Source organism: Pseudonocardia sp. GCM10023141 (assembly GCF_042653605.1).
This window is the reverse complement of sequence record NZ_JBHSIR010000027.1, coordinates 229,713-251,564: the sequence shown is the minus strand read 5'-3', so window position 1 is coordinate 251,564 and position 21,852 is coordinate 229,713. Positions and strand designations below refer to the sequence as shown.

General features: G+C 69.0%; 21 protein-coding genes and 1 pseudogene. 11 read left to right on the top strand and 11 right to left on the bottom strand.

The genetic code is table 11. From position 1 onward, the window contains the following. The first annotated feature begins 6 nt into the window (after positions 1 to 6). Complete coding sequence (locus tag ACFPFQ_RS16915) at positions 7 to 546, top strand: STAS domain-containing protein (RefSeq protein WP_379619774.1); 540 nt, start codon at positions 7 to 9, stop codon at positions 544 to 546. A 366-nt stretch (positions 547 to 912) separates the two neighbouring features. Here ACFPFQ_RS16915 and ctaD read toward each other — a convergent pair whose 3' ends face one another. The 4 genes and pseudogenes from ctaD to ACFPFQ_RS16895 form a co-directional block, all read right to left on the bottom strand. Next, positions 913 to 2,673 carry a cytochrome c oxidase subunit I gene (gene ctaD / locus ACFPFQ_RS16910; protein ID WP_379619746.1) on the bottom strand — a complete coding sequence of 587 codons (1,761 nt, stop codon included), beginning with the start codon at positions 2,671 to 2,673 and terminating at the stop codon, positions 913 to 915. A gap of 1,181 nt (positions 2,674 to 3,854) precedes the next feature. After that, positions 3,855 to 4,499, bottom strand: a complete 645-nt coding sequence (locus ACFPFQ_RS16905) for a helix-turn-helix transcriptional regulator (protein ID WP_379619744.1) — start codon at positions 4,497 to 4,499, stop codon at positions 3,855 to 3,857. Positions 4,500 to 4,525: 26 nt separating this feature from the next. Beyond that, a pseudogene (locus tag ACFPFQ_RS16900) lies at positions 4,526 to 4,606 on the bottom strand (ferredoxin family protein); the annotation flags it as partial. A gap of 75 nt (positions 4,607 to 4,681) precedes the next feature. Beyond that, the gene (locus tag ACFPFQ_RS16895; RefSeq protein WP_379619743.1) at positions 4,682 to 4,876 is read right to left on the bottom strand and encodes a hypothetical protein; all 195 of its coding nucleotides are present in this window, start codon (positions 4,874 to 4,876) and stop codon (positions 4,682 to 4,684) included. Positions 4,877 to 5,088: 212 nt separating this feature from the next. On the opposite strand from ACFPFQ_RS16895, the gene ACFPFQ_RS16890 reads away from it, so the two are divergent. The 6 genes from ACFPFQ_RS16890 to ACFPFQ_RS16865 all read left to right on the top strand — a co-directional run bounded on the left by ACFPFQ_RS16890 (position 5,089) and on the right by ACFPFQ_RS16865 (position 10,014). Then, positions 5,089 to 5,481 carry a DUF2249 domain-containing protein gene (locus ACFPFQ_RS16890; RefSeq protein WP_379619741.1) on the top strand — a complete coding sequence of 131 codons (393 nt, stop codon included), beginning with the start codon at positions 5,089 to 5,091 and terminating at the stop codon, positions 5,479 to 5,481. A 338-nt stretch (positions 5,482 to 5,819) separates the two neighbouring features. Next, complete coding sequence (locus ACFPFQ_RS16885) at positions 5,820 to 6,059, top strand: hypothetical protein (protein ID WP_379619739.1); 240 nt, start codon at positions 5,820 to 5,822, stop codon at positions 6,057 to 6,059. Between the two features lie 40 nt (positions 6,060 to 6,099). Continuing rightward, positions 6,100 to 6,552: a hypothetical protein gene (locus ACFPFQ_RS16880; RefSeq protein WP_417715031.1), complete on the top strand. Its 453-nt coding sequence runs from the start codon at positions 6,100 to 6,102 to the stop codon at positions 6,550 to 6,552. Continuing rightward, complete coding sequence (locus ACFPFQ_RS16875; RefSeq protein ID WP_379619737.1) at positions 6,549 to 7,040, top strand: group III truncated hemoglobin; 492 nt, start codon at positions 6,549 to 6,551, stop codon at positions 7,038 to 7,040. Before ACFPFQ_RS16880 ends, ACFPFQ_RS16875 begins: the two co-directional genes overlap by 4 nt. A gap of 952 nt (positions 7,041 to 7,992) precedes the next feature. After that, entirely contained in the window at positions 7,993 to 8,451 is a 459-nt protein-coding gene (locus tag ACFPFQ_RS16870) for a GreA/GreB family elongation factor (RefSeq protein ID WP_379619735.1), read from the top strand. A 1,383-nt stretch (positions 8,452 to 9,834) separates the two neighbouring features. Continuing rightward, positions 9,835 to 10,014: a hypothetical protein gene (locus ACFPFQ_RS16865; protein ID WP_379619733.1), complete on the top strand. Its 180-nt coding sequence runs from the start codon at positions 9,835 to 9,837 to the stop codon at positions 10,012 to 10,014. A 502-nt stretch (positions 10,015 to 10,516) separates the two neighbouring features. On the opposite strand, the gene ACFPFQ_RS16860 is transcribed toward ACFPFQ_RS16865, so the two are convergent. Continuing rightward, complete coding sequence (locus ACFPFQ_RS16860; RefSeq protein ID WP_379619731.1) at positions 10,517 to 11,065, bottom strand: TraR/DksA family transcriptional regulator; 549 nt, start codon at positions 11,063 to 11,065, stop codon at positions 10,517 to 10,519. Between the two features lie 1,125 nt (positions 11,066 to 12,190). Between ACFPFQ_RS16860 and ACFPFQ_RS16855 the strand changes: the two genes are divergently transcribed. From ACFPFQ_RS16855 to ACFPFQ_RS16845, 3 genes are all read left to right on the top strand, one after another. Next, positions 12,191 to 13,159 (top strand): slipin family protein, encoded by a 969-nt coding sequence (locus tag ACFPFQ_RS16855; protein ID WP_379619729.1) that lies wholly within the window; start codon positions 12,191 to 12,193, stop codon positions 13,157 to 13,159. 89 nt (positions 13,160 to 13,248) lie between these two features. After that, a complete protein-coding gene (locus ACFPFQ_RS16850) occupies positions 13,249 to 13,872 on the top strand; it encodes a universal stress protein (protein ID WP_379619770.1) in 624 nt (207 codons plus the stop codon). A gap of 74 nt (positions 13,873 to 13,946) precedes the next feature. Next, a complete protein-coding gene (locus ACFPFQ_RS16845) occupies positions 13,947 to 15,095 on the top strand; it encodes a PucR family transcriptional regulator (protein WP_379619727.1) in 1,149 nt (382 codons plus the stop codon). Positions 15,096 to 15,579: 484 nt separating this feature from the next. Here ACFPFQ_RS16845 and ACFPFQ_RS16840 read toward each other — a convergent pair whose 3' ends face one another. The 5 genes from ACFPFQ_RS16840 to ACFPFQ_RS16820 form a co-directional block, all read right to left on the bottom strand. Further along, complete coding sequence (locus ACFPFQ_RS16840; RefSeq protein WP_379619726.1) at positions 15,580 to 16,200, bottom strand: nuclear transport factor 2 family protein; 621 nt, start codon at positions 16,198 to 16,200, stop codon at positions 15,580 to 15,582. After that, entirely contained in the window at positions 16,193 to 17,482 is a 1,290-nt protein-coding gene (locus ACFPFQ_RS16835) for an MFS transporter (RefSeq protein WP_379619724.1), read from the bottom strand. The genes ACFPFQ_RS16840 and ACFPFQ_RS16835 overlap by 8 nt, the downstream gene beginning before the upstream one ends. A 77-nt stretch (positions 17,483 to 17,559) precedes the next feature. Beyond that, positions 17,560 to 18,453: a VOC family protein gene (locus ACFPFQ_RS16830; RefSeq protein ID WP_379619768.1), complete on the bottom strand. Its 894-nt coding sequence runs from the start codon at positions 18,451 to 18,453 to the stop codon at positions 17,560 to 17,562. Positions 18,454 to 18,494: 41 nt separating this feature from the next. After that, positions 18,495 to 19,346 carry a fumarylacetoacetate hydrolase family protein gene (locus tag ACFPFQ_RS16825; protein WP_379619722.1) on the bottom strand — a complete coding sequence of 284 codons (852 nt, stop codon included), beginning with the start codon at positions 19,344 to 19,346 and terminating at the stop codon, positions 18,495 to 18,497. Positions 19,347 to 19,375: 29 nt separating this feature from the next. Further along, positions 19,376 to 20,875 carry an aldehyde dehydrogenase family protein gene (locus ACFPFQ_RS16820; RefSeq protein ID WP_379619720.1) on the bottom strand — a complete coding sequence of 500 codons (1,500 nt, stop codon included), beginning with the start codon at positions 20,873 to 20,875 and terminating at the stop codon, positions 19,376 to 19,378. Positions 20,876 to 21,048: 173 nt separating this feature from the next. On the opposite strand from ACFPFQ_RS16820, the gene ACFPFQ_RS16815 reads away from it, so the two are divergent. Continuing rightward, on the top strand, positions 21,049 to 21,366 hold the full coding sequence (locus ACFPFQ_RS16815) for a Dabb family protein (RefSeq protein WP_379619718.1): 318 nt from the start codon (positions 21,049 to 21,051) through the stop codon (positions 21,364 to 21,366). Positions 21,367 to 21,389: 23 nt separating this feature from the next. On the opposite strand, the gene ACFPFQ_RS16810 is transcribed toward ACFPFQ_RS16815, so the two are convergent. After that, positions 21,390 to 21,836, bottom strand: coding sequence for a hypothetical protein (locus tag ACFPFQ_RS16810; RefSeq protein ID WP_379619716.1), 447 nt, complete (start codon positions 21,834 to 21,836; stop codon positions 21,390 to 21,392). Positions 21,837 to 21,852: the final 16 nt, after the last annotated feature.

The window sequence follows — 21,852 nt, the reverse complement described above, 5'->3', positions numbered from 1 at the left end:
TCGAGGGTGGGGCCACCTCAAGCCATCACTCGGGCTCCAAGTGGGGCCAACTCAGGCTGGCACACTCACGCGGCGCCGGATGAGGTGATCGTCGTACGTGTGGCCGGTGAGGTCGATCTGTACACGGTGGCGGTGTTGCGTGACGCGCTCGCCGACAGCCTCGCCCGCGGCCCGTGTGCGCTGTTGATCGACGTGGCCGCCATGACGTTCTGTGATGTCCGCGGATTGACCCTGCTCGTGCAGACCGCCGCGACCGCGACCGAGCGCGGCATCGACTATGCGATCACCGCCGCACCCCGGCAGGCCCGGCGGGTGTGGTCGATGCTGTGGCCGGCCGATGAGGTGCCGATCCAATATCCCAGCGCCGCGGCCGGGATCCTGGCCGCGATGAGCCGCCAGACCCGCGGCAACCGGACCGACGACGTCGCGCGCTGGGCGCCCAAGCACAGTCCGGGATGGACCCGGCACTGGCCGACAGCACGACCGACCGGCGCGGCCGATCGCGGGTTGATGATCACCGAGCGGCTGTCGGGACCGCCCAGCTGATCACAGCGATCGCCGTCGGAGATGACGCGTCGCGAACCCCGATCCGGGAGAGTCAGCCATCGACGAGCAGACCCACAGCGGGTCCCGCGAGAGGCGTTCGGTGCGTCGTTGCTGACACGGCCGGGAGCAGCCCCGACCATGACGTCATCGCTCTACTCGATCGGCTTGTTGATCCGCGGTCAGTTGGTGCCGGGGCCTTGCCGTTTCCGCGTCTCCGGTCCGCGGGCAGTGCCGTCATCGCTCGGCCCCTCGACGGCCCGGTCGGGCGGAGCGGGGCCTGCGTCAGCGGGCGCAGGGGGCAGGCGCCCACCTTCGTTCTCCCAGGCCAGTTCGGGCGCTGTTGCCAGGTCAGTGATTGCCAGGTCCCTATTCACGGGGGCCGTCCTCGATGTCGTGCTCGTCCGCGTGGGCAGTGGCCTCCGGAGGTGTCGTCTGGGCGTTGCTCGAACGCCCTGTGTGGGCTTCGTTGCGGAACCGTTCGGCGAGGTGTGGGTAGTGCAGTTCGAATGCGGGGCGTTCGGAGCGGATGCGGGGGAGTTCGGTGAAGTTGTGTCGCGGTGGCGGGCAGGACGTCGCCCATTCCAGGGAGTTGCCGAAGCCCCACGGGTCGTCGACGGTGACCACGCGGCCGTAGCGGTAGGACTTGAAGACGTTCCAGATGAACGGCAGCGTGGAGGCTCCGAGGATGAACGCCCCGATCGAGGAGATCGAGTTGAGCACGGTGAACCCGTCGGTAGGGAGGTAGTCGGCGTAACGGCGCGGCATGCCCTCGTTGCCCAGCCAGTGCTGCACCAGGAACGTCATGTGGAAGCCGACGAACGTGGTCCAGAAGTGGAACTTGCCCAGCGTTTCGTCAAGCATCCGGCCGGTCATCTTCGGGAACCAGAAGTAGATTCCGGAGTAGGTGGCGAACACGATGGTGCCGAACAGCACGTAGTGGAAGTGCGCCACCACGAAATAGGTGTCGGTGACGTGGAAGTCGATCGGGGGCGAGGCCAGCAGGACGCCGGTCATCCCGCCGAACAGGAACGTGGCGGCAAACCCGATCGCGAACAGCATGGGGGTCTCGAAGGTCAAGTGACCGCGCCACATGGTGCCGATCCAGTTCACGAACTTGAACCCGGTCGGAACGGCGATGAGGAAGCTGGTGAGGGAGAAGAACGCCAGCAGTACTGCGCCGGTGGCATACATGTGGTGCGCCCACACCGCGGCCGACAGCATCGCGATCGCAATCGTTGCGAAGATCATGCCCTTGTAGCCGAACAGTGGTTTGCGGGAGAAGACCGGGAAGACTTCGGTGACGATGCCGAAGAACGGCAGCGCGACGATGTAGACCTCGGGGTGGCCGAAGAACCAGAACAGGTGCTGCCACAAGATCGTGCCGCCGTTGGCCGGGTCGAACACGTGGGCGCCGAGCTGGCGGTCGGCGAGCAGACCGAACAGGGCGGCGGTCAGGACCGGGAATGCAATGAGGATCAGGATCGCGGTGACGAAGATGTTCCAGGTGAAGATCGGCATCCGGAACATCGTCATGCCCGGTGCGCGCATGCAGACGATGGTGGTGATGAAGTTGACCGCGCCGAGGATGGTGCCCAGTCCGGCGACGATCAGACCGGTGATCCACAGATCCTGGCCGGCTCCCGGCGAGTGGATGGCGTCCGACAGGGGGGTGTAGGCGAACCAGCCGGAGTCCGCGGCGCCGCCCGGGGTGAGGAAGCCCGAGAGCACGATGAGGCCGCCGAAGAGGAACAGCCAGTAGGAGAAGGCGTTGAGCCGCGGGAACGCGACGTCGGGTGCCCCGATCTGCAGCGGCACGATGTAGTTCGCGAAGCCGAACAGGATCGGCGTCGCGTAGAGCAGCAGCATGATCGTGCCGTGCATGGTGAACAGCTGGTTGTACTGCTCGTTGGACAGGAACTGCTGCCCGGGTACCGCCAGCTCGGCGCGCATGAGCAGTGCCATCGCCCCGCCGGCCAGGAAGAAGCCGAACGAGGTGACGAGGTACAGGATGGCGATGTCCTTGGGATCCGTGGTGCGCAACATCTTCAGCAGCGTGGATCCCTTGACCGCCCGGCGTGCCGGGTACGGACGCGAGATGATGATCGGTTTCGGTTCGACGTCGGTCACGGTGGCCCTGCTTCGGGTGTCGTGGCTGGATGGTGACCAGCTCGCTGGTCTGCCGAGCGTGTAGCCGGCGGTGAATCGCGCCGCCAGCAGGCGCGGCACCAGTGCGGCGACCACAAACGTCCACCGGTTCCCTCGCGCGCCCAGGCGGCCCCTCGCTGCGTTGCCGACCTTGCGAGCACCCCGGTATGAGCTGCGGCCGGCGCCTTGCGAGGAGCCGCCTGGATCACGCGATGAACCCGGCAACGTTCGTGGTCACCGCCTGGGCCGCGTTGACAAAGTCCTGATCGCGGCCTTCGCGCCCAGATCGCCCCTGGCGGCGCCGACGCGAAGCCTGCGAGCAGCGCTTCGGTGTTGCCGCCCCGTCCATGTACGTCCAGTACACCGGCCCGCAGCGGCGCCTTGCCAGCGACGATCTGGATCACGAGGGCCATCGACCATCCCTTTGTCAACACGACCTCGCTCTAACATGCCGCGACGAGGGGCCCCACCGCGACGGTGTGACCGGCCAACTTCACGCGACCAGATTGCCGATGTCCGGCAGCGTGCTGGCGGTTCTGCTCGATCGGACATGGCGCCTCCCGCGGACCCGTTCGTCCCGGCCGCGGCCCCTGTCTGACACCCCGCTGCCCGACCCGACCCGTCACGCCCAGCCCGATCCGTCGCCGGATCACCGGTCGGGACCTCGCCGGCGAACAGGGCGCCCACCCCGCCAATACCTCCTGACCGCAGTCCCGGTTGGCGGGGCGGTGCGCCGCCGCGGGTCATGCAGGGTTCTGTCGGATGGGGAGCGGTGCTGATCTGGTGCTGCATGGTCTCGACGATCGATGGGTCGATCAGGGTGGAGGTGTCGCCGAGGGTTCGCAGTCGAACGACAATGGTCTGCCCGGTGCCTGTGCCACGGCCGGTCCGGTCCGGTCCGGCCGTGTCGGGCGCTGCAGCGGCGGGAAACCGCGGTGGCCGCAACCCACCCGAGGACGGTGCTCGTTCAACTCGGCGACGCCGCAGGATCAGGGCGGGCCGTCCATGATGATCAGGAGCCGCCCGGCTGGTCGAAGCGCTGGGGAGAGGCCAGGTGACCAGCGTGTCGACGCGAAGGCGCCGGTGGTGATCGCCGGGTGCGAACGGCAGGCATCCGGGCCCGGATCCTGGTCTGCGGTAGCGCATGTCTGCGGGTCGGGGTTTCAGCCGATTGGGGTGAGGTGGGCCAGGCAGGCGCCGGCTTCGGCGAATGGCTCCAGACCGGTGGCGGCCAGTGGTGCGTGGAGTTCGGCCAGCGCGCCCTGCATCAGGCCCAGATGCAGCGGGCAAACCAGGTCGCGATGCTCTTGCGCCAGCTCGAGGAAGGGGCAATGGCGCAGTCGCACCCGCGTGGGCAGGTCTGGGTCGTCGGTCGCGACGTCCGGCGCGAAGTCCAGGTCCTCGAGCATCGCGACCAGGCGGGTGATCGCGTCGGCACGCGTGACCTCGTGAAACGGAGCGGGACGGGAGATCAGGTGCGCACCCCACGCGCGGCCGGCCGTCGTGGCTGCTTCGCCCGCCGTCGGGCCGGCCGCCGCGAGGTGGCTGAGCATGATCTCGGCCAGGATCTGGTAGCGACGGGTGCCGCCGCGGGCCAGGCCGGGGCGCTGCCGGTAGAGCAGGCGTGGGCGTCCCGGGCCCGACGCCGCGTCCATCGTTCGCTCGGCGACCCCGTCGGCCACCAGTGACTCGAGGTGGAAGCGCGCAGTGTTGGGGTGGACGCTCAGTTGTGCCGCGATCTCGGACACGCCCACCGGTCTCACGGCCCGCTGGATCGCCTCGAGCACCTGCTGGCGGCGATCACTCATCGTCGTGGCCGCCCGTCGTCCTCGTAGAAGATCGCCTCGACCGGGCACTCCTCCACGCAGGCGCGGTCCTTGATGTCGACGCACGGCAGCGCGATCACGTAGGTCACCGGGCTCCTCCTCGGGCGGTGTGAGCTGCACGCAGTTTACACAATTTATCCTTGTATAAATAGAGGGATCTTGGTCTACTCAGTCTGTCGGAACAGCTTCGACAGCGAGCGGGCAATCCAGGAGGACGCGGCGTGACATCGACCTCGGAAATCCATGTCCAGTGCACCGGCACCGACCCTGCGGTACAGGCCCGAGCGGTACTGCAGGGTCGCGATGAGGAGCTCCTGGCCGCGCTCACGGCGAAGACCGCGCTGCTCGTCGAGCTGCACCTGGCGCCAGCCGAGCGAGCGCAGGCGCAGGATTCACTGAACCGCTTCTGTGCCCAGCGCGTATTGCCGCACCTGGACGTGATCGACCGAGCGGTGTATGCGGTGGCGGCCGGGGCGCCCGAGACTCGACTGCTGGTGCGCGCGCTGCGGGCCATGCACGAGCTGGTCGCGATCGCCATCAGCGAGTTGAGCCGGCCGAGGGTGCCGAACAGGTGGCCGCCGCCGCGCACGCCACCGCCGTGCTGCTCGGCGCCCGCAACGAGGTCGACCGTGCGGTGCTGTCGCCTGCACTGGCGACGATCCCCGGGGTCGACCTCCCCACCCTGGCCCAGGATGTCGCGACGCTGCTGGGTGGAGGGACGCTCGCCACACCGGAGGTCCTCGACGTCCGCGAGATCCCGCACGGGCGGCGTCACCCGCGCATCTTCGGCATCTACGCTCGGCTCACCCCGGGCCAGTCGTTCGTGTTGGTCAACAATCACGACCCGAAGCCGCTGCGCCGCGAATTCGACGCTACCCATCCCGGTCAGTACACGTGGGAGTACCTCGAAACCGGACCCACCCAATGGCAGGTGCGGATCGGACACCCCCCGCAGCCCGCGTAGGTGCCCGGGCAGGCACACACGATGCGCCCGAGCGACGAGCGGTCAAGGCCCTCGGTTGGCGGCAGGGAGTCGGCAAGCTGGCCGGAACACGGTGCCCAGGCACGCCGGAGCCCCGGGGCGCCCGGTCACGCCACGGTGGCGGGAGAGCCGGCGGAGGTCGCCGCCGGGACGGTCCGTCATCGCCGGCGGGAGCGGTCGATGCGACCGAGCCGTGAACGCCGGCGCCCCGAGCCCGGGATGCCATCCATCGATGCGCCCCGGTGCCGGGCGAGCAGCCACACGAGGAGGTCACAACGTGCTCGCGGATCAGGAACGGGACGAGGTGTGCGAGGTCGAGCGTGACCCACGATCCGGACTTCGGCCGGTCCGTCGCCGCCGGCGGTCCGGGCGATTCGAGCTTCTCCGCCCGGCGGGTATCCACCCTGCCGGGAGGCCGCCACGATCGTGCGAGCGTCGCGCTGACGCGGGGCGTGCTGATGCTGCTGGCGAGGGCCCCGGGCAGCGCGCTGTTGCGCGCGGCGCTGGCCGCAATGATCCTGGTGGCGCGGCGTCACCGGGCCGGCCGTCGGGAGACGTAGGTGCATCGCCCGTCTGGGCGACCCGTGAAGGGCGGCGGTCGTGAGGGTGGGCGTGGTCGGCGTGCTGATGGTCGGCGTCCCGTTCACCTGGCTCGGAATGGTGCTGGCGATCTCTTTCCTGGAGACGCCGTTGAAGTTCCGTGCGCCAGGGATCACGGTGCCGCTCGCGCTCGGCATCGGGCGACTGGTGTTCCGGGCCCTCGCCGTCGCGGAGCTCGCCCTCGCCACGGCACTCACCGCCACACTGGCGCTGAGCAGTGGCGCGGTCCCTGGTGGCGCCGCGACATGGATGCTGACCGGGCTGCTCTGGGTGGTGCTGGCGGTTCAGTGGGGGGTGCTCCGGCCCCGGCTGGATCGCCGCACCCACATCGTGCTGGCCGGAGGAAGCCCACCGCGGTCGCGGCTGCACCTGGCCTACGTCGCGCTCGACGTGATCAAAGTCGTGCTGTTGCCCGTCCTCGGGGCCCTTCTCGTCGCCGGGATCACGTCGTGAGCGCCCCACCGGTGCGCCGCGACATCGCCGACCGCGACGACATCTCCCAGCTGGTGACCGCGTTCTACCAGCGGGCGTTCGCCGATGATCTCCTCGGCCCGGTCTTCGTCGACATCGCCAGGGTCGACCTGTCCACGCACCTGCCGGTGATGTGTGACTTCTGGGAGACGGTGCTGTTGCGTGCCGGGCTGTATCGCCGCAACGCGTTGCGACCTCACATCATTCTCGACGCCGAAGTTCCGCTCACCGCCGGCCACTTCGCACGCTGGCTCACGCTGTGGGCCGCCACCGTGGACGAACGGCACGCAGGGGAGAGGGCCGAGCTCGCCAAGGTCCAGGCCACCCGCATCGCCGGCTCGATCATCCGACGACTACGCGGTCAGCCGGCCTCGGAGATGGTCACCATCGCCTCCCGGCCCCGGCGATCGGCCGCGCCGCCTCCCACTGGCACATCCGCCGACCCGAACACGCGGGACGACGGGAATTGAGTCCTCCCATGGGAAGACCGTGCGCCAGCCCGCCGTACACCGGGTAGCTGGGGCCAACATGTGGCGGAGGCCCTCCGCCCGAGCTGCTCGGCAGCAGCAGGCCAAGCCGGTGGTTGGTCCTGCCCGGAACCCGTGCGCACAGGCGCGACCTGGCAGCTCGCACGGCGTGCTGGCCGCCCCGATATCGGAGACTGCTGCACGACACAGCGAGAGCGCGGCGGCGTTGCTCGCTGTCGATGTTGTCGGGTGTCGAGATTGCCGAGTCTCGGCAATCTCGGGGTGGGTAAGTCGGCCGATTACAACCAGTGCTGCCAACGGTCGGCCGCGGCAGTGTCATGGACAACGAGCCGGTCGCGCCGCTCGTTCGGCCGGTCTGCGGGGCGCCCCGGGGCTCCTGCCGCCCGGGGTGCTCGTGTCGGACCCGGGCCCGTATGCAGCAGCACTCGCGAGCACCGACGGACCGTCCGTGCTCGCGAGTCGTTGATCAGGAGGACGGTACATCGATGGTGTCAAACGATTTGTCAAGCGCAGCCGACCAGTCCGACGCCCTCACGTGCTGCTCGGCAATCCGGATTCTCCGCGCAGACCACCGTGCAGCGTTGGCCGACAAGGAGCTGTCGGGGCACCTCGATGAGCTCCTCACGGCCGTGAGCCAGGAGCTTGCGGCCGACCTCGAAGCGATACCGAAAACGGTGCGATGCGCCGCAGTGGAGCTCGCTGCCCACATCGTGGCACGCTCCCCGAGCCGCGTCCCGCGTCGTCGAGACGGTGCAGATGGCCCGGCCCAGCTCCCGGATTCCGGCCGTCGCCGATCCCGCGAGAACGACCCACGTGCCGAACGCCCCTTCACCCGATCCATTCGGCTCGGGCGAATGGGATGATCGTTGATCCCCCACGATCCCACGACCGACGACCAATCGACACAGAACAGAGCTGTCAGGAGTATCCGCTGATGCCGATCGACACACGGCGAGTCTGGTTGACTCAACAGACCTACGAGCGAGCGCGGATCGAACTCGCCCAGCTACTGGTGGAACGCGCCACCGGCTCGCACGGGGAACACGCCGAGCCGGATCGCCGCGAGCTCAGGATCCGGCAACTACAGGAACTCATCGGCAGCGCCGCTGTGGGATACGAACCGCCCGATGACAGCGTCGCCGAGCCCGGCATGGTGCTGACCGTGCACTACGAGACCGATGATCTCACCGAGACGTTCCTGATGGCCGACCGCGAGGAATCAACCGATGATGCCCTCCCGATCTGTTCACCCCAATCGCCCCTGGGTGCAGCCCTGTGCGGGGCCAGGGCGGGAGACCGGCGGACGTTTCAGCTTCCCGGCGGCGACCCGATGACCGTCAGGCTCATGAGTGCGGTTCCCTATCGGAGTCGCCACCGACTTCACGCTGGTTGACATCCGCTCCGCTGCGCTCCGCTGGGCGGCACACGCGAGCGTGTTGCCCGTCTGCTCGACAACATCCCAGGCCAGGCGTGCCCGCGGGTCGTCGATGAGCCGGCCAGCGGCCTTCGCCATCGCTTCGCGATCACCGTGAGCGGCAAGGACGTGCAGGTCGACGAGCTCGTTGAGTCAGGCCTCGGGGTACTCGGGGTAGGGGCGCATCGGGCAGCCTCATCGGGGGCGCCGCCCGGACCTGGCCGCCTGATCCATCAGGTGGTTGAGCTCGATGATCACCAGAGCGACGGTAAGTGCGAAGCCGACGAAGCACCCAACGACGGCGACGTCCTCCCACATGTGATCCTCCAGCTGTGATCGATCAAGGTCAGTGCTCCACTATCCCGCAATGATTGCGATTGCGCAATTATTCTGCTGGTTCGGCGCGGTGACTGCATCGGCGCAAGCCATGTGACAGGCCGAGGTCGAGGCCCCCTCGGGCACAGGCATCGCGGATCGGGACGTTGACGTGGTGGTGGCCGCTGCTCGGATCCTGGTGTCCCTGAGGGCCGACGCGGTCACTTACCTCGACGAGCCGGTGACACAGCCTCAGCTGCGCATCGTGGTAACGCTCACGAGCCGTGGGGCTCTCAACCTCGCGGGGGGCTCGATCCACCCGATGGGCCTACTGCAGTGGATGCAGGTCTGGGTCATCTGTCGGCCGGGTGGGCCGGCCGGGTCGTGGCTCACGAGCAGCTGAACCGACGCGTCGGCAGTGACACGCTGAGCCGGGCGCAGCCGCGCGGTACACGAAGGGTGATCGTCGGCGACACCCATGTGGATCGCTTCCAGTTCCCCCTTGATGACCTTCGGGTGGTGGGTCGCCAGCCACGTGTCCAGCCGTCGACGGCACCACGCTCGCACCGCTGATCCCACGGACCCACTGCGCTGAATCCACATGCGAACCCCGTCCCGTTTCGCCGAGTCGGTCCGAAGCTCACCGCCGGACCCGCCCCGGCAGCGGCGCCGGCACCAGTGCGCTGAGCTCCGGTCGCAGCGGCGCCACCACCGGGCGTGCCCGGATCGCGGTGGTGGTGATACCACCCGCCGTTCGACCAGCGCCTCCCACTTGACCACCCGACGTGGCGAGCCGAGCCCGGCCCAGGTGGTGCTGCGCAGGTCCGCTCCCTCGACGACCCACCCGTCCTCGCTGCAACGAAGCACGACGTCTCGGATCTGAGCCGCCTGTGGCGCGGTCGTCGTCAGCACGAGTCGTCCGATTGCGTCTCGGCCAAGCAGTAGTTCCCAAGGCCGTCGGACGAACGCCGGCCGGACCGACAGGACGCCGACGGTGACGCCGGACGGCTGCCAGTCGTGGACCGCGATCGCCGGCACGAAGACCCAATGGCCGCCCAGGTCGGCTACCAGACCGGTCACGGTCGTGGTGGCTGGATCGAGCGACCGGTGAGCGACGACATCACGAACGTGACCGAGATGCTGGCCGTGCGGACCGACGATCGCCCGCCCGAGCAGTTGCATGACCCGCAGGGTTTGGGCCGTAGCTGTGGCGCCACCATTCGGTAGCAGGCCCGTCGACAGCCGGCCATTCAGTGATGGGCCGCTTTCCGGTTCATGCCTGACCGCACAGAAATTGGGCTGGTTACCGCGCGGCTCGACTCGAAAAAGGGTCCGTTGTCGCTTGTTTGGTACAGTCATCATCTTCTCCATAGGAACTGCCTAACGTCGCGAGGGTTGATACTTCGGTTCCTCCGATGTCAACGCGCCCGATTCATGATCCGCGATTGGCCGATCACTTCAGCCGCCCTGGCCAGGGAACTCCGCCGAGTCGATAACCCCTCGATCCCACGTCCAGCACGCCGTCCGTGGTATCCGATCGCTGGGCACCTGCATCATGGCGGCGGCGGCGAGCTGCGGCTGCGGCAGTGACAAGGCAGGTGCTGACAGAACGACAGGTGCGGACAGAACTGGCGAGTCTGCGAACGGATGTCCCCGCGAGTCGTCGGGTGATGCAACCGGGCGGTCCGCCCGTCCTGTTGTTGTTCCAGGCGACGCTGCGGCAGGGTGTTCAGTGGGGTGCTGCGAATGTCATTCCGCGCGCTTCCCGGCGACCATCTGCAGTGTTCGTCGGAGCAACACTCGGCCGCGCAATGGTCGGCCGCGAGGCCATCGGCGACGACGGTTGTGCCGCTCGGCCTCCGAGTTCCGGCGTCGGTGTGAGTGCATAGCAGGCCAGGCACAGCGTGGTCTCCGGAATCGCCGCGAGCACGCCGGTGTCGATTGCGGCACCGCATGCGCGGCACTGGCCGTAGTCGCCCGTTGCCATCCTGCTCAGGGCCAGTTCGATGGCACTGAGCGCTCGCTGCGCGCCGGCCGTCACGATCGCCCGCACTTCTCGCAGGGCTGCGGCCACGTGTGGATCCGTGCCGCGCTCGGTTGGCGGCCACGATGACATGCCGATTCGCTCCTCCTCATCGATCTGAGTGAGCTGCTCAATCCGAAAGCCTCGCTGGTCCTCCAAGGCCTGTCGTAGCGTGGGTAGAAGCGCGGCGAGCTGGTCGTCGAGTCGACGCTCGGCCAGGAGCCGGTCGGCATGCACAGAGCGCGGTCGAGCCATTCAGAAGCTCCAGATCGGGGACAGCTGAGGAGAGGAGACGCCGGTACCCGCCGCGCATCGGGGTGCCCGGCAGCGCAGCGCGACGACTCCGGGAACGTCGGCTGAAAGTGGGCGAGGCTGGTTGTGGGGGAGGGCGCCTCACTGCTCGCGGTCGCAGGTCCGAGATCCCCCTCTCGGCGCGGCGCCCGACGTTTCACTCATCTGCTGCGGGACGCGTCGGTCAACCGCTGCGCACGCCGGTCATCGATCACCCGCCGACCGCGTTCCGCCACGGTGTCATCCACATCCACGGCAGCAGAACGTGGCTGCCGCTATTGACATGGCGCTCGTCCGCAGCCCGAGCATGCGCGGATGCCGACTCACCACCTTCGCTGTCGCCCGGGGCGGATGTGCGGATCACCCAGGACGGCGTCCCGCATGCCGGTCCAGGAGAGGGGGCTTCCTGGGCACCCCCTACGGTGCCCGACCTGCGGACCTGGGGCAGTGCACGTCGTCGGCCGAGAACACCGCCGCTACGTTGCCGACCATCGGCAATAGGCGGAGCGGGCGACGCCGTTCTCCCTTCCGTCTGGTCACGCCGACATGTCGGTATTGCCCATCAGGATGGCAACGGCCCGCTGGACGCGCTCCCAACTGTGCGTCCTGCTGGGCGTCCCGCTGTGCGTCCTGCCGCGTGGGCAGGGCGAGGACCTGGTCCATCCGGCGCAGTTCGTCGCGTTGGTCAGTGGTTCAACGCCCGCTGACCCGTCCTCCGCCGCCGCACCCACCATCACACTCGTCCCCTCAGCCGCGGACCTCTCACCATCGAACTATATCGTGCTACGATACGATTGCCGTTGCTCGGCACTGAGACGTGCCGGATCGGGAGACCATCTCGAGGAGGTGGGTCGTGCTCGGTGATCACGAGCGGAAGATTCTGCGTCAGGTCAAACACCGGTTCATAACCGATGACCCCGAGTTCATCCGCTCCTTTGAACCCGCCAGGCACGCCTGCCACGCCACCCCCCATCTGCCGCCACCGGCAGGCGCGCGCAGTGGACGGCAGGCGAGTGGGAACCAGCACCGCACTCCTCGAACGTCGAGGAACCCCGCTCGACCCCACCCGTCGAATGATCGGAGGACGAGATGATCATCGTGTTTGTCCTGATCGCGGTGCTGGCCCTGGGCCTGATGCTGCTCGGGTCGACCGTACGAGTCATCACGCAGTTCGAGCGTGGTGTCATCCTGCGCTTCGGGCGGGTGCGCGCGGCGACTCGCGGGCCAAGGCTAGCAGTGATCGTCCCGTTCGCAGACCGCCTGCACAAGGTCAACATGCAGATCGTCACGATGCCGGTACCCGCCCAGGAAGGCATCACCCGCGACAACGTCACCGTCCGGGTGGACGCCGTCGTGTACTTCCGGGTCGTCGAGCCGGTCAAGGTAGTCGTCGACGTGCAGGACTACACCCACGCGATCGGGCAGGTCGCGCAGGCGTCGCTGCGGTCGATCATCGGCAAGAGTGACCTGGATGATCTGTTGTCCAATCGGGAGCGACTCAACCAGGGTCTGGAACTGATGATCGACAGTCCGGCGTTGGACTGGGGTGTGCACATCGACCGCGTCGAGATCAAGGACGTCGCGCTGCCCGAGTCGATGAAGCGGTCCATGTCGCGCCAGGCCGAGGCCGAGCGGGAGCGACGCTCCCGGGTGATCATCGCCGAGGGTGAGCTGCAGGCCTCGGAAAAGCTGGCCCAAGCCGCCGAGGTGATGGCAGAACACCCGGCCGCGTTACAGCTGCGGCTGCTCCAGACCGTCGTCGAGGTCGCCGCGGAGAAGAACTCCACCCTGGTGCTGCCCTTCCCCGTCGAGCTGCTGCGCTTCCTCGAACGCGCGACACCCACCGAGACCGCTTCAGCTGCCCCGCCCGCGGTGACCCCGCCAACGGTGGCCCCGACAGCCGTGGTCGCGGCAGCGTCTCCTCCGACGTACGACTGCGTCGAGGACCCCGAGCACGACGAGGCGAGCGGGGAGACCGCGTCGAGCGGTCGACAGCCTGCGGATCTTGACATCACACCGGTGCCAGCATCGCCGGCGCGCGCGGTCGCCGGCCGGTGACCGGGGCCAGCAAGCAGGATGACGTCGTGGTACACGCCTGGACCCTGGACCCACCCGCCGATGTCGCAGCGTGCGGCGGCCGCCCGACGATGGCGGCGGCCCTCGCGCGCCGGGCCGTGGAGAGGAAACGTGTCCGGTGGCGCGCGCAGTACGGTAGTGCGGCGACCACAAACGTCCACCGGGCCCCTCGCGCGCCAAGGCGGCCCCTCGCGGCGTTGCCGACCTTGCGAACACCCCGGTATGAGCTGTGGCCGGCGCCTTGCCAGGAGCCGCCTGGATCACGCGATGAACCCGGCAACGTCCGTGGTCACCCCACTAGCGTCGCGGTCCTCACCACGCTCTCGTGTAGTGATCCGGCTCAGGCGCTGGTAGCCGAATCGCGGGGTGCGGCGCTCGTCGTCGTCGGATCGCGAGGTCGGGGGCATGTCCGGGGGACGCTGCTCGGGTCGGTCAGCCAGGCCGTCGTGGCGCACGCGCATTGCCCGATCGCGGTCGTGCATCACCGCTGCGGAACCGCGGAGCGACCCGCGGGGATGCAGCCCGGGCTCGCCTCGCGAGCGTCTCCCGCAGGCCGAATCTCCCGAGTCGGCACACGATCGGTCCGACCGTCTCGGTCGAGGATCGACCATCGAGCACGACGCGAGCCCACGGCGACTGGGCGGACCCGGTGCGAGGACCGACCCGACGGTGGCAGAACGGAGCAGCGGACGTGACGGACGATGGCGACGGGCATCAGCCACGCGCTCAAGCCGAAACGTTGAGCGTTCACACCGAGTGGTTGAACGAGGTGGCCGAGTCCGCCAGCCGTGACGCCGGTGGCGCCCCGGTTGAGCTGCTCGGTGACTACCTGCCGCTGTTGGCTGATGCTGCCACGTCCGGGCGCACACCGGATCCGGCTGAGCTCGAGGCGGTTGGCCTGCTGGGGCGACGAGCCGCCGAGCTGGGCGTATCGGCGGGCACCGCGGTCCAGCTCTACCTCTCCGCTGCACGGCGACTGTGGCAACAGCTCCCCGTGGTGATCCGCTCGCGCGACAACGAAGCCGTCCGGGCCGCCGCCGCCGCGGTCCTGCGCGTGGTCGACGACGCCGTGGCGAGCCTGGCCGAGGGATACACCGAGGGCCGCCGACAGATGGTCCGGTGGGAAGAGACACTGCGCCACGAGTTCATCGAGGATCTTCTGCGCGGCGACGCCGACGTCGGTCGGCTCGTGGAGCGCGCCGAGCCGTTCGGACTGGACATGGCCCGCCCGCACCAGGTCGCACTCGCTGCCCCGACCGGGCGGCTCGACGACACCACACCGGCGCTCAGTTCCCTGGAACACGCGATCGTGGCGCGGGTCGGCGACCGTGACGTCCTGGTCGCGACCAAGGACGGCTGGATCGTCGTCGTCGCACCCGCCGACGCCGACCTGCCCGGGCCCCGATCCGCATCCCACACGCTCGGTGATCTCATGCTCGCCGAGCTCCGCCGTTCCCCCCGCGGGCAACCGTGGCGGGTCTCGGTCGGGCGGCCCTACCCAGGCTCCTATGGGATCGCCCGCTCGTATGAGGAGGCACGCGAAGGATTGACGATGGCGGTGCGGTTGCACCTGGACACGCCGGTGATTCGTGCCGAGCACCTGCTGATCTACCGCGTGCTGTTACGGGATCAGCCGGCGATCGCCGATCTCGTGCACTCGATGCTGGGCAGGCTGGTCCATAGCCGTGGCGGAGCCGAGCCGCTGCTGGCCACCCTCGACGCCTACTTCGCCACCGGGTGTGTGATCACCGAGACGGCCCGCCGACTCCACCTGTCGGTGCGCGCGGTCACCTATCGCCTCGACCGGATCAAGACCCTCACTGGTCACGACCCCACTGACCCCGCACAGCGGTTCGCCATCAACGCCGCGGTCCTCGGCGCCAGGCTTCTGGGCTGGCCGGAGAACGACCTGCACTGACGATGACCGAGCGACGTCCGCGCCGGCAACGCGTGCCCAGCTGCCGACGTGAGATCCCGGTGTCAACCATGCGGCATCGACTGTGACACGTCATGGTCCATCGTCGAAACGTTCGCCGCGATAGGGAGCAGACCTGCGACACCTTGATCCACCAGCTCCGCGCTGCGCGTCTCGTCCAGGTGGGCGGTCGGCGCATTGAGGCGTTCCCGTGTGTCCTGAACGCAAGGAGGAGTCGATGTAGGTCGAGTTCTTGGTGCGGTGCTGCGTGAATGATGAAGGATGCGGCCCTTCGGAGCCGTCCTGCGGAGGGAGGCTTCAAACCGCCTCATGCTGTGTTGGCCGAAGACCGTCGTGGTGAGCGATGAGGAAAAGGCGCCGTGTGAGGTGTCAGGTAGGGATCGGGAAGGTGAGCGCAAGAGAATCGTCGCTGACGTGTCGAAAGCTCAACAGGTGACATAGGAAGCACTGACATGTAGCGCGTGCATCACGGCTCCGGCGGCGTCAGCCACTCGGCTGCAGAGCGGTAGAGCGCGCCGACCTCGCGGCCACGCAGGGCCGGGACGTCGGTCGTCACGGTCATGCCGTTGCTGGACTGGAGGTAGAGCAGGTGGCGGCAGCCCGCGGGAAAGGTGTTGAGCAGCGCGCTGTCCAGGCGGAGGACCGCGGCGGGGTCGACCGGATCGATCCGGTCCTTCTCGTAGATCGGCTGCCGCGCGACGATCCGCCACTGCCCGTCGCGGCGCGCGAACAGGTCGTGGAAACGCCCGATGCAGGTGACGTCGCACTCCACCCCGTGCACGTCGGCGCGCTGGGAGATCGACATCTTGGTCTGCGCGACGGCGCGGTCGCCGTGCACGTCGATGAGGCTGCCGGCGAGCGCGTGGTGCACGAGCACACCGGCGTCGAAGGCCTGGCGGCAGGCCGCGACGAAGGCATCGGCGTCGCCGTCGAACCACGTGGCGCGCATCCGGCCCTCGTCGTGCCATGTCGCGCGCAACTCGTCCCACAGCCCGGCGTCGCGGGCCACCGCCCAACGCTCGACGACGCGGCGGATGTCCTGCTCCGCACGCGACGTCGAGTGCCGCGGGTCGGATCCCTCAGCCACGGACGCCGCGGATCTGCTTGCTCGGGTCGACGAACCACAACGCGCCCACCGCGAGCAGGGGCAAGACGGTGAACTGCCACAACGCGGCCCCGCCCCATCCCAATGCCTGGATCAGCCGCGCGAACACCAACCCGGAGACAGCGGCCGCGGTGTAGTAGCTGACCAGGAACAGTCCCTCGCCGCGGCCGATCTGGTGCGGCCGCACGGCGCGGGTCATCGCGCTGTTGCAGTTCGGGAACAGCGCCCCGGATGCGAACGTGCCCATGAGGAACGCCAGCACGCACTGCCACGCGGGACTGGTGGGCCCGTGGAACACGAACCAGGCGACGATCGCGACGGCCACGTAAGTGCCGATGAGCAGGCGACGCTGGTCACCGCGGTCGCCGAGCCAGCCGAACAGGATCCCCATCGCCGCGCCGGCGCCGATGAGGCCCGATGCGAGCGCGGTCTGGCCGGGGCTGAACGCCAGCACGTCGTGCAGGTAGGTGGGGTAGAGGCCGAGGAAGCCGTAGAACACGAGACCGCCCGCCGCGGACGCGATGCCGAGACTGAGGGTGTTGCGGTTGTAGGGCGACGCGGGCAGGTGGTCGGCACCGGCCACCTCGTGCGGCCGTGCGGCCGTGCGGTTCTCGGTCATCGACCGGCGCGCGCCGATCGCGATCGCGGCGACCATGACGAGCCCGACGCAGCCCAGTACGACGAACGGGGCGCGCCAGGTGCCGTAGCCCTGCGAGAGCGTGGTGCCGATGATCGGGCCGAAGAACACGCCGGTGCCGAACACGGCGCTGAGCACACCGAAGACGAGGGTGCGCCGGCGGAAGAAGTAGCTGGCGCCGATGGCGTAGATGGCGGCCGTCTGCATTCCCTCGCCGATCCCGGACAGGATGCGGTAGGCCGCCATGTCGGCGAACCCGACCGCCAGCGGGAGCAGCAGCGTGCCGGCGGAGAACACGATGACGCTGAGCAGCAGGATCATCTTGCGAGGGGCCCGGTCGACGAGGTGTCCACCGACGAGTCCGGCCACCGCCAGGCCGAGGGTGAAGCTGGTGGCGAGCACGCCCGCCTGGTCGAGGGAGAACCCGAATTCCGTGCGGATCGCGGGCAGCAGGGGGTAGAAGACCTGCCGGTCCATGGCGTTGATCATGAATGAGAGCGCGAGCAGCACCGACCCGATGACGACGACCGCGAGTGCCGCCGATCGTTGCGGTCGGTCCTGCTGTTCTGCTGGAGGTTGGGTGTTGCGGGGTACCGAGGGAATGTCGTCCGAGACCGCCTGACTCATGCCAACTCCTTCGTCGGTCGTGCCGGGGCTCGCCGGACCGCAGGGCCGGCGTGGGGGACGTGCGGGGTGCGGGCCGCTCAGGTCGGGGCGTGGACCCCGACCATCAGGGCGGCGAGGTCGTCGGGGCGCAGGAACGACGGCGGCGGCTGCGGCCCCCACGCGAAGAGCCCCTTGGCGCCTTCGAGCACCTCCGGCGACCAGAGCTGGTCGTCGACGATACTGTCCATGTCGGAGTAGTACTCGCTGAAGTTGCCGGCCGGGTCCTTCAGGTACCAGAAGAAGTTCGACCCGGCGAAATGCCTGCCCAGGCCCCAGACGTGGCGCTCGGGATGGCCGTCGAGCATGTCGAACGCGCCCCGCCCGACGTCGTCGACGTCGTCGACCTGCCACGCGGTGTGATGCAGGAACGTCACGGGCGCGCGGAGCACCAGAACGTTGTGATGGTCCTGTGAGCAGCGCAGGAACGCGCCCTCGTCCTTGATGTGGTCGCTGATCTGGAAGCCGAGGCCCTCGACCAGGAACCGGACGGTGGTCGTCAGGTCCGTCGAGCCGAGTACGGCGTGGCCGAGCTTGCGCGGCGTGACGCGGTCCGTCCGGAGGACACCGGGAGTGCGGGCGCCGACCCGATCGATGCGTCCTGGTCCATTGTAGATCGGGGCCGGTGTCTCCGGCTGGTTCACTCGCGGCGCCACCTGCAGGACCGTGCGCAGGCCCGTGGCCGGATCATCCGCGGCGAGCGTCGTGGCGGTGCGCTCGGACCCGACGCCCAGTCGCGTCAGCCCGACCGCGGCCCGACCGAGGTCGTCGGGGTCGTCGACACCGACGGTCAGCTCGACCAGCCGCCTGCTCGGTGTCGCGACGACGCGCAGCTGGCGGCCACCGTCGCGGGTGCTGAACCAGCCGTCGGTCTCGTCGGCGAGTCCGAAGTCGGCGTAGTACGCCGCGGTCGCGGCGACGTTCGGCACGCCCATGACGATCGACGCCAATCGATGCAGGCCCATGGAGTCCGCCCTCAGCCCGCGACGAACCGGTGCCTGAGCTCGCCGATCCCGTCGATGCGGGTGACGAGCTCGTCGCCGTCGGCGAGGAAGCGCTGCGGGTCGCGGCCCATCCCGACACCGGCGGGGGTACCCGTGAAGATCACGTCACCCGGGTCGAGCGGCAGGATCGCCGAGAGCCGGTGGATCAGCTCAGGCACCGTGAAGACGAGGTCGCGGGTGCGGCCCTTCTGCACCTGCTCGCCGTTGACGTCGCACTCCAGCGCGATGTCATCGGGGTCGGCGAACTCGTCGACGCCGACCACCCACGGCCCGATCGGCCCGAAGCCGGGGAAGGACTTGCCGAGCGCGAACTGCGGCGGGTGCGCGTTGAACTGGGTGATCCGCTCGGAGATGTCCTGACCGATCGTCAACCCGGCGACGTGGCTCCACCCCTGCTCCAACGGGACGTGGTGCGCGCGCCTCCCGATCACCGCGACCAGCTCCACCTCCCAGTCGGTGTGCCCGCCGGGCGGGAGGGCGACATCGCCGGTCGGGCCGGTGATGCAGCTCGGGAACTTCGTGAAGACGACGGGCTCCGCGGGCGGTTCGAAGCCCGACTCGGCGGCATGGTCGCGATAGTTGAGCCCGATGGCGAACACCTGGCGGGGTGCCGGGACGGGCGCCGCCAGGTCGGCGACGGCGAACGGCTTGCCGTCGGCCGCCGGATCGAGGGTGGCGGCGAAGGCGGCGAGCTCGTCCCAGCGGGCGTAGGCGGCCTGGGGGTGGGGGTCGAACCGGCCGGTGCTGGCCGTCGCGACGTCTACCGCGGAGGTGCCGGTGGCGTCGACGAGCACGAGCCGCCCGGCGAGGTTGGCGATGCGCACGGTGCCTCGATTCGGGTCAGGGGAGTGGGTCAGGCGATCGGCAGGTCGCGCTGCCCGCTCTGGACGTTGATCCAGATCAGGTCGGTGAAGTCGTCGATGCTGTAGGGGCCGGTGCGGCCCCAGCCGCTGTCGCGCACGCCGCCGATCGGGGCCTGGATCTCGTCGTCGACGGTCGGCATGTTGACGTGCACGGCACCGGATTTGACCTGTGACGCCAGCTCGAACCCGCGGTAGGTGTCGCCGGTGAGGATCGCCGAGGTCAGGCCGTAGCGGGAACGGTTGGCGACGGTGATCGCCTCGTCGGCGTCGTCGACGGGCTGCACGATCACCACCGGCCCGAACGTCTCCTCGCAGGACACGATCGCATCGTCGGGGACGTCGACGAGCACGGTCGGCGCGTAGACCTGGCCCTCGAACGTGCCGCCGGTGACGACGCGTCCGCCCTTGGCCACGGCGTCCTGCACGCGCTCGTGGACCATCGCGACCGCCTCGGGTGTGATCAGCGGGCCCACGATCGTGCCGTCGCGCTGCGGGTCGCCCATCGGCAGCGTCTCGGTCTTCTCGACCAGCTTGGCGAGGAACTCGTCGTAGATGCCGCGCTGCACGAGGATCTTGCGGGCGTTCATGCAGATCTGGCCCTGGTGGAAGAAGGCGCTGAACGCGGCCACGCGTACGGCGTAGTCCATGGCGACGTCGTCGAGGATGATCAGCGGGTTGTAGCCGCCGAGCTCCATCACCGAGCGCTTGAGGACCCGACCGGCCCGCTCGGCGAGCATGCGGGCGGTCTTGACGCTGCCGATGAAGTTGATGCAGCGCACCTCGGCGATGTCGAAGAACTCGTCGGCGATCGGCCCGGCACCCCCAGGTGCATGGGTCACCACGTTGACCACGCCGGGCGGGAACCCGGCCTCCTCGGCGATCTCAGCGACCAGCAGGCCCGCCGAGATCGGCGCCAGCTCCGAGGGCTTGACGACCACCGTGTTGCCCGCGGCCAGCGGGGAGAGCACCGCGCGCCAGGCGAGGATGCTCGCGCCGTTCCACGGCGTGAAGCTCGCGACCACGCCGAGCGGGCGTCGCACGGCCGTCGAGTACGTGCCGGGGACGTCGGACTGGAGGATGTCGCCGCGCGGCAGGTACACCCAGCCGGCGGCCTGCTGGAGCGTCTGGATGACCAGGTTCTGCTGGAAGTCGGCGAAGAACAGCGTGCATCCGGTCTCGCGGGCGAGCACCAGCGCCAACTCGTCGCGGCGGCGCCCGATGATGTCGGCGGCCCGCAGGAACAGGACGGCCTTCTTGGCCGGGGCGAGTGCAGCCCAGGCGGGGAACGCCGTGGCCGCGGCCTCGACCGCGCGTCGGGCCTCATCGCGGCCGCAGTCGGCCACGTTGGCGAACAGCGCGCCGGTGAAGGGCTCGTGATCGGCGAACGTCGCGCCGCTGTCGGCCGGCAGCCACCTGCCGCCGCTGAAGTACTGGTGGACGGGTGCGTCCGGCACGCCGCCGACGTCCGTGGCCGCCTGGGTGAGCGTCATCGAAGCCTCCTCGTGCCGCCGCCGTCGTCGGCGGCGGTCGCACAGTTGTAGGCGGCTGAGGTTCGATCCGTCAACAGTAATTCGAATATTTGCCGATAACTCGTATCCTGCTACCGTCGGTTCGTGACCACGACGACAGAGCGCGCGCTCGGCGCGGTGGATCGGCCGGAATCGTGATCCGCCACCTCGTGACGTTCCGGTTCACCGACGGCATGACCGCCGGCGCGATCGCGGCGATCAGCTGTGCGCTCGGTGCGCTCCCGGCGCGCATCCCCGCGTTGCGCGAGTACAGCTTCGGCCCCGATCTCGGACTGGCGGCGGCCAACGGCCACTACGCGATCACCGCTGTCGTCGACGACGAGGCCGGCCTCGCCGCCTACATGGAGCACCCGGACCACGTCCGCGTCGCTCGCGAGCTGATCGACCCGTACGCGAGCGCGGTCCTCGCTGTGCAGATCGTGGTCCCGCGCTCTGCCCAGTGGGGTGGCTAATGCCAAAGCCGTTCAGCTGGGTCTTAGGTCGAGGGCTGCACTGTCAAGATCGCTTCTATCTCGATGGTGATCTTCGCGGGGCGGCTGGGTCCGCGTAGGTGGCCCTTGGCTGTGCTCGCGACGTACTTGGAGATGGCGCGTTTGACCACGCGGGGGTTGGTACGGACCCGACGGGCGGGTGGCAGCGCGTCGAGGACGTGCTGGCCGATGGTTCCGATCAGGTCTATGACGGTGTCGGTGATGATCCCGGTCGCGGCGACGAGCTGGTCGCGCGCGGCGTGCAGGGCGATGGTGAAGCTCCCGCGGTCGGGATCGATGTCGGGCCGGTGAAGAGTGGTATCGCTGATCGCGATCCGCAGGGCCTGGTAGGTAATCAGCAGTGCGTGCCGGGGACTTCCCCGAGATGCTCGACCACGCGGAGTCGCAACTGCGCCACGGTGGGCAACGCCGCCGGGATGGCGGCAGCGCACTCACCGCTCGCCGGGC

Bases quoted from the DNA above. Each gene is read 5' to 3' on its own strand.
- ACFPFQ_RS16905 (WP_379619744.1), bottom strand. From the start codon at position 4,499: ATGAGTGATCGCCGCCAGCAGGTGCTCGAGGCGATCCAGCGGGCCGTG.
- ACFPFQ_RS16870 (WP_379619735.1), top strand. From the start codon at position 7,993: ATGCCGATCGACACACGGCGAGTCTGGTTGACTCAACAGACCTACGAG.
- ACFPFQ_RS16865 (WP_379619733.1), top strand. From the start codon at position 9,835: ATGGCCGCCCAGGTCGGCTACCAGACCGGTCACGGTCGTGGTGGCTGG.
- ACFPFQ_RS16860 (WP_379619731.1), bottom strand. From the start codon at position 11,065: ATGGCTCGACCGCGCTCTGTGCATGCCGACCGGCTCCTGGCCGAGCGT.
- ACFPFQ_RS16855 (WP_379619729.1), top strand. From the start codon at position 12,191: ATGATCATCGTGTTTGTCCTGATCGCGGTGCTGGCCCTGGGCCTGATG.
- ACFPFQ_RS16850 (WP_379619770.1), top strand. From the start codon at position 13,249: ATGGCGGCGGCCCTCGCGCGCCGGGCCGTGGAGAGGAAACGTGTCCGG.
- ACFPFQ_RS16835 (WP_379619724.1), bottom strand. From the start codon at position 17,482: ATGAGTCAGGCGGTCTCGGACGACATTCCCTCGGTACCCCGCAACACC.
- ACFPFQ_RS16830 (WP_379619768.1), bottom strand. From the start codon at position 18,453: ATGGGCGTGCCGAACGTCGCCGCGACCGCGGCGTACTACGCCGACTTC.
- ACFPFQ_RS16820 (WP_379619720.1), bottom strand. From the start codon at position 20,875: ATGACGCTCACCCAGGCGGCCACGGACGTCGGCGGCGTGCCGGACGCA.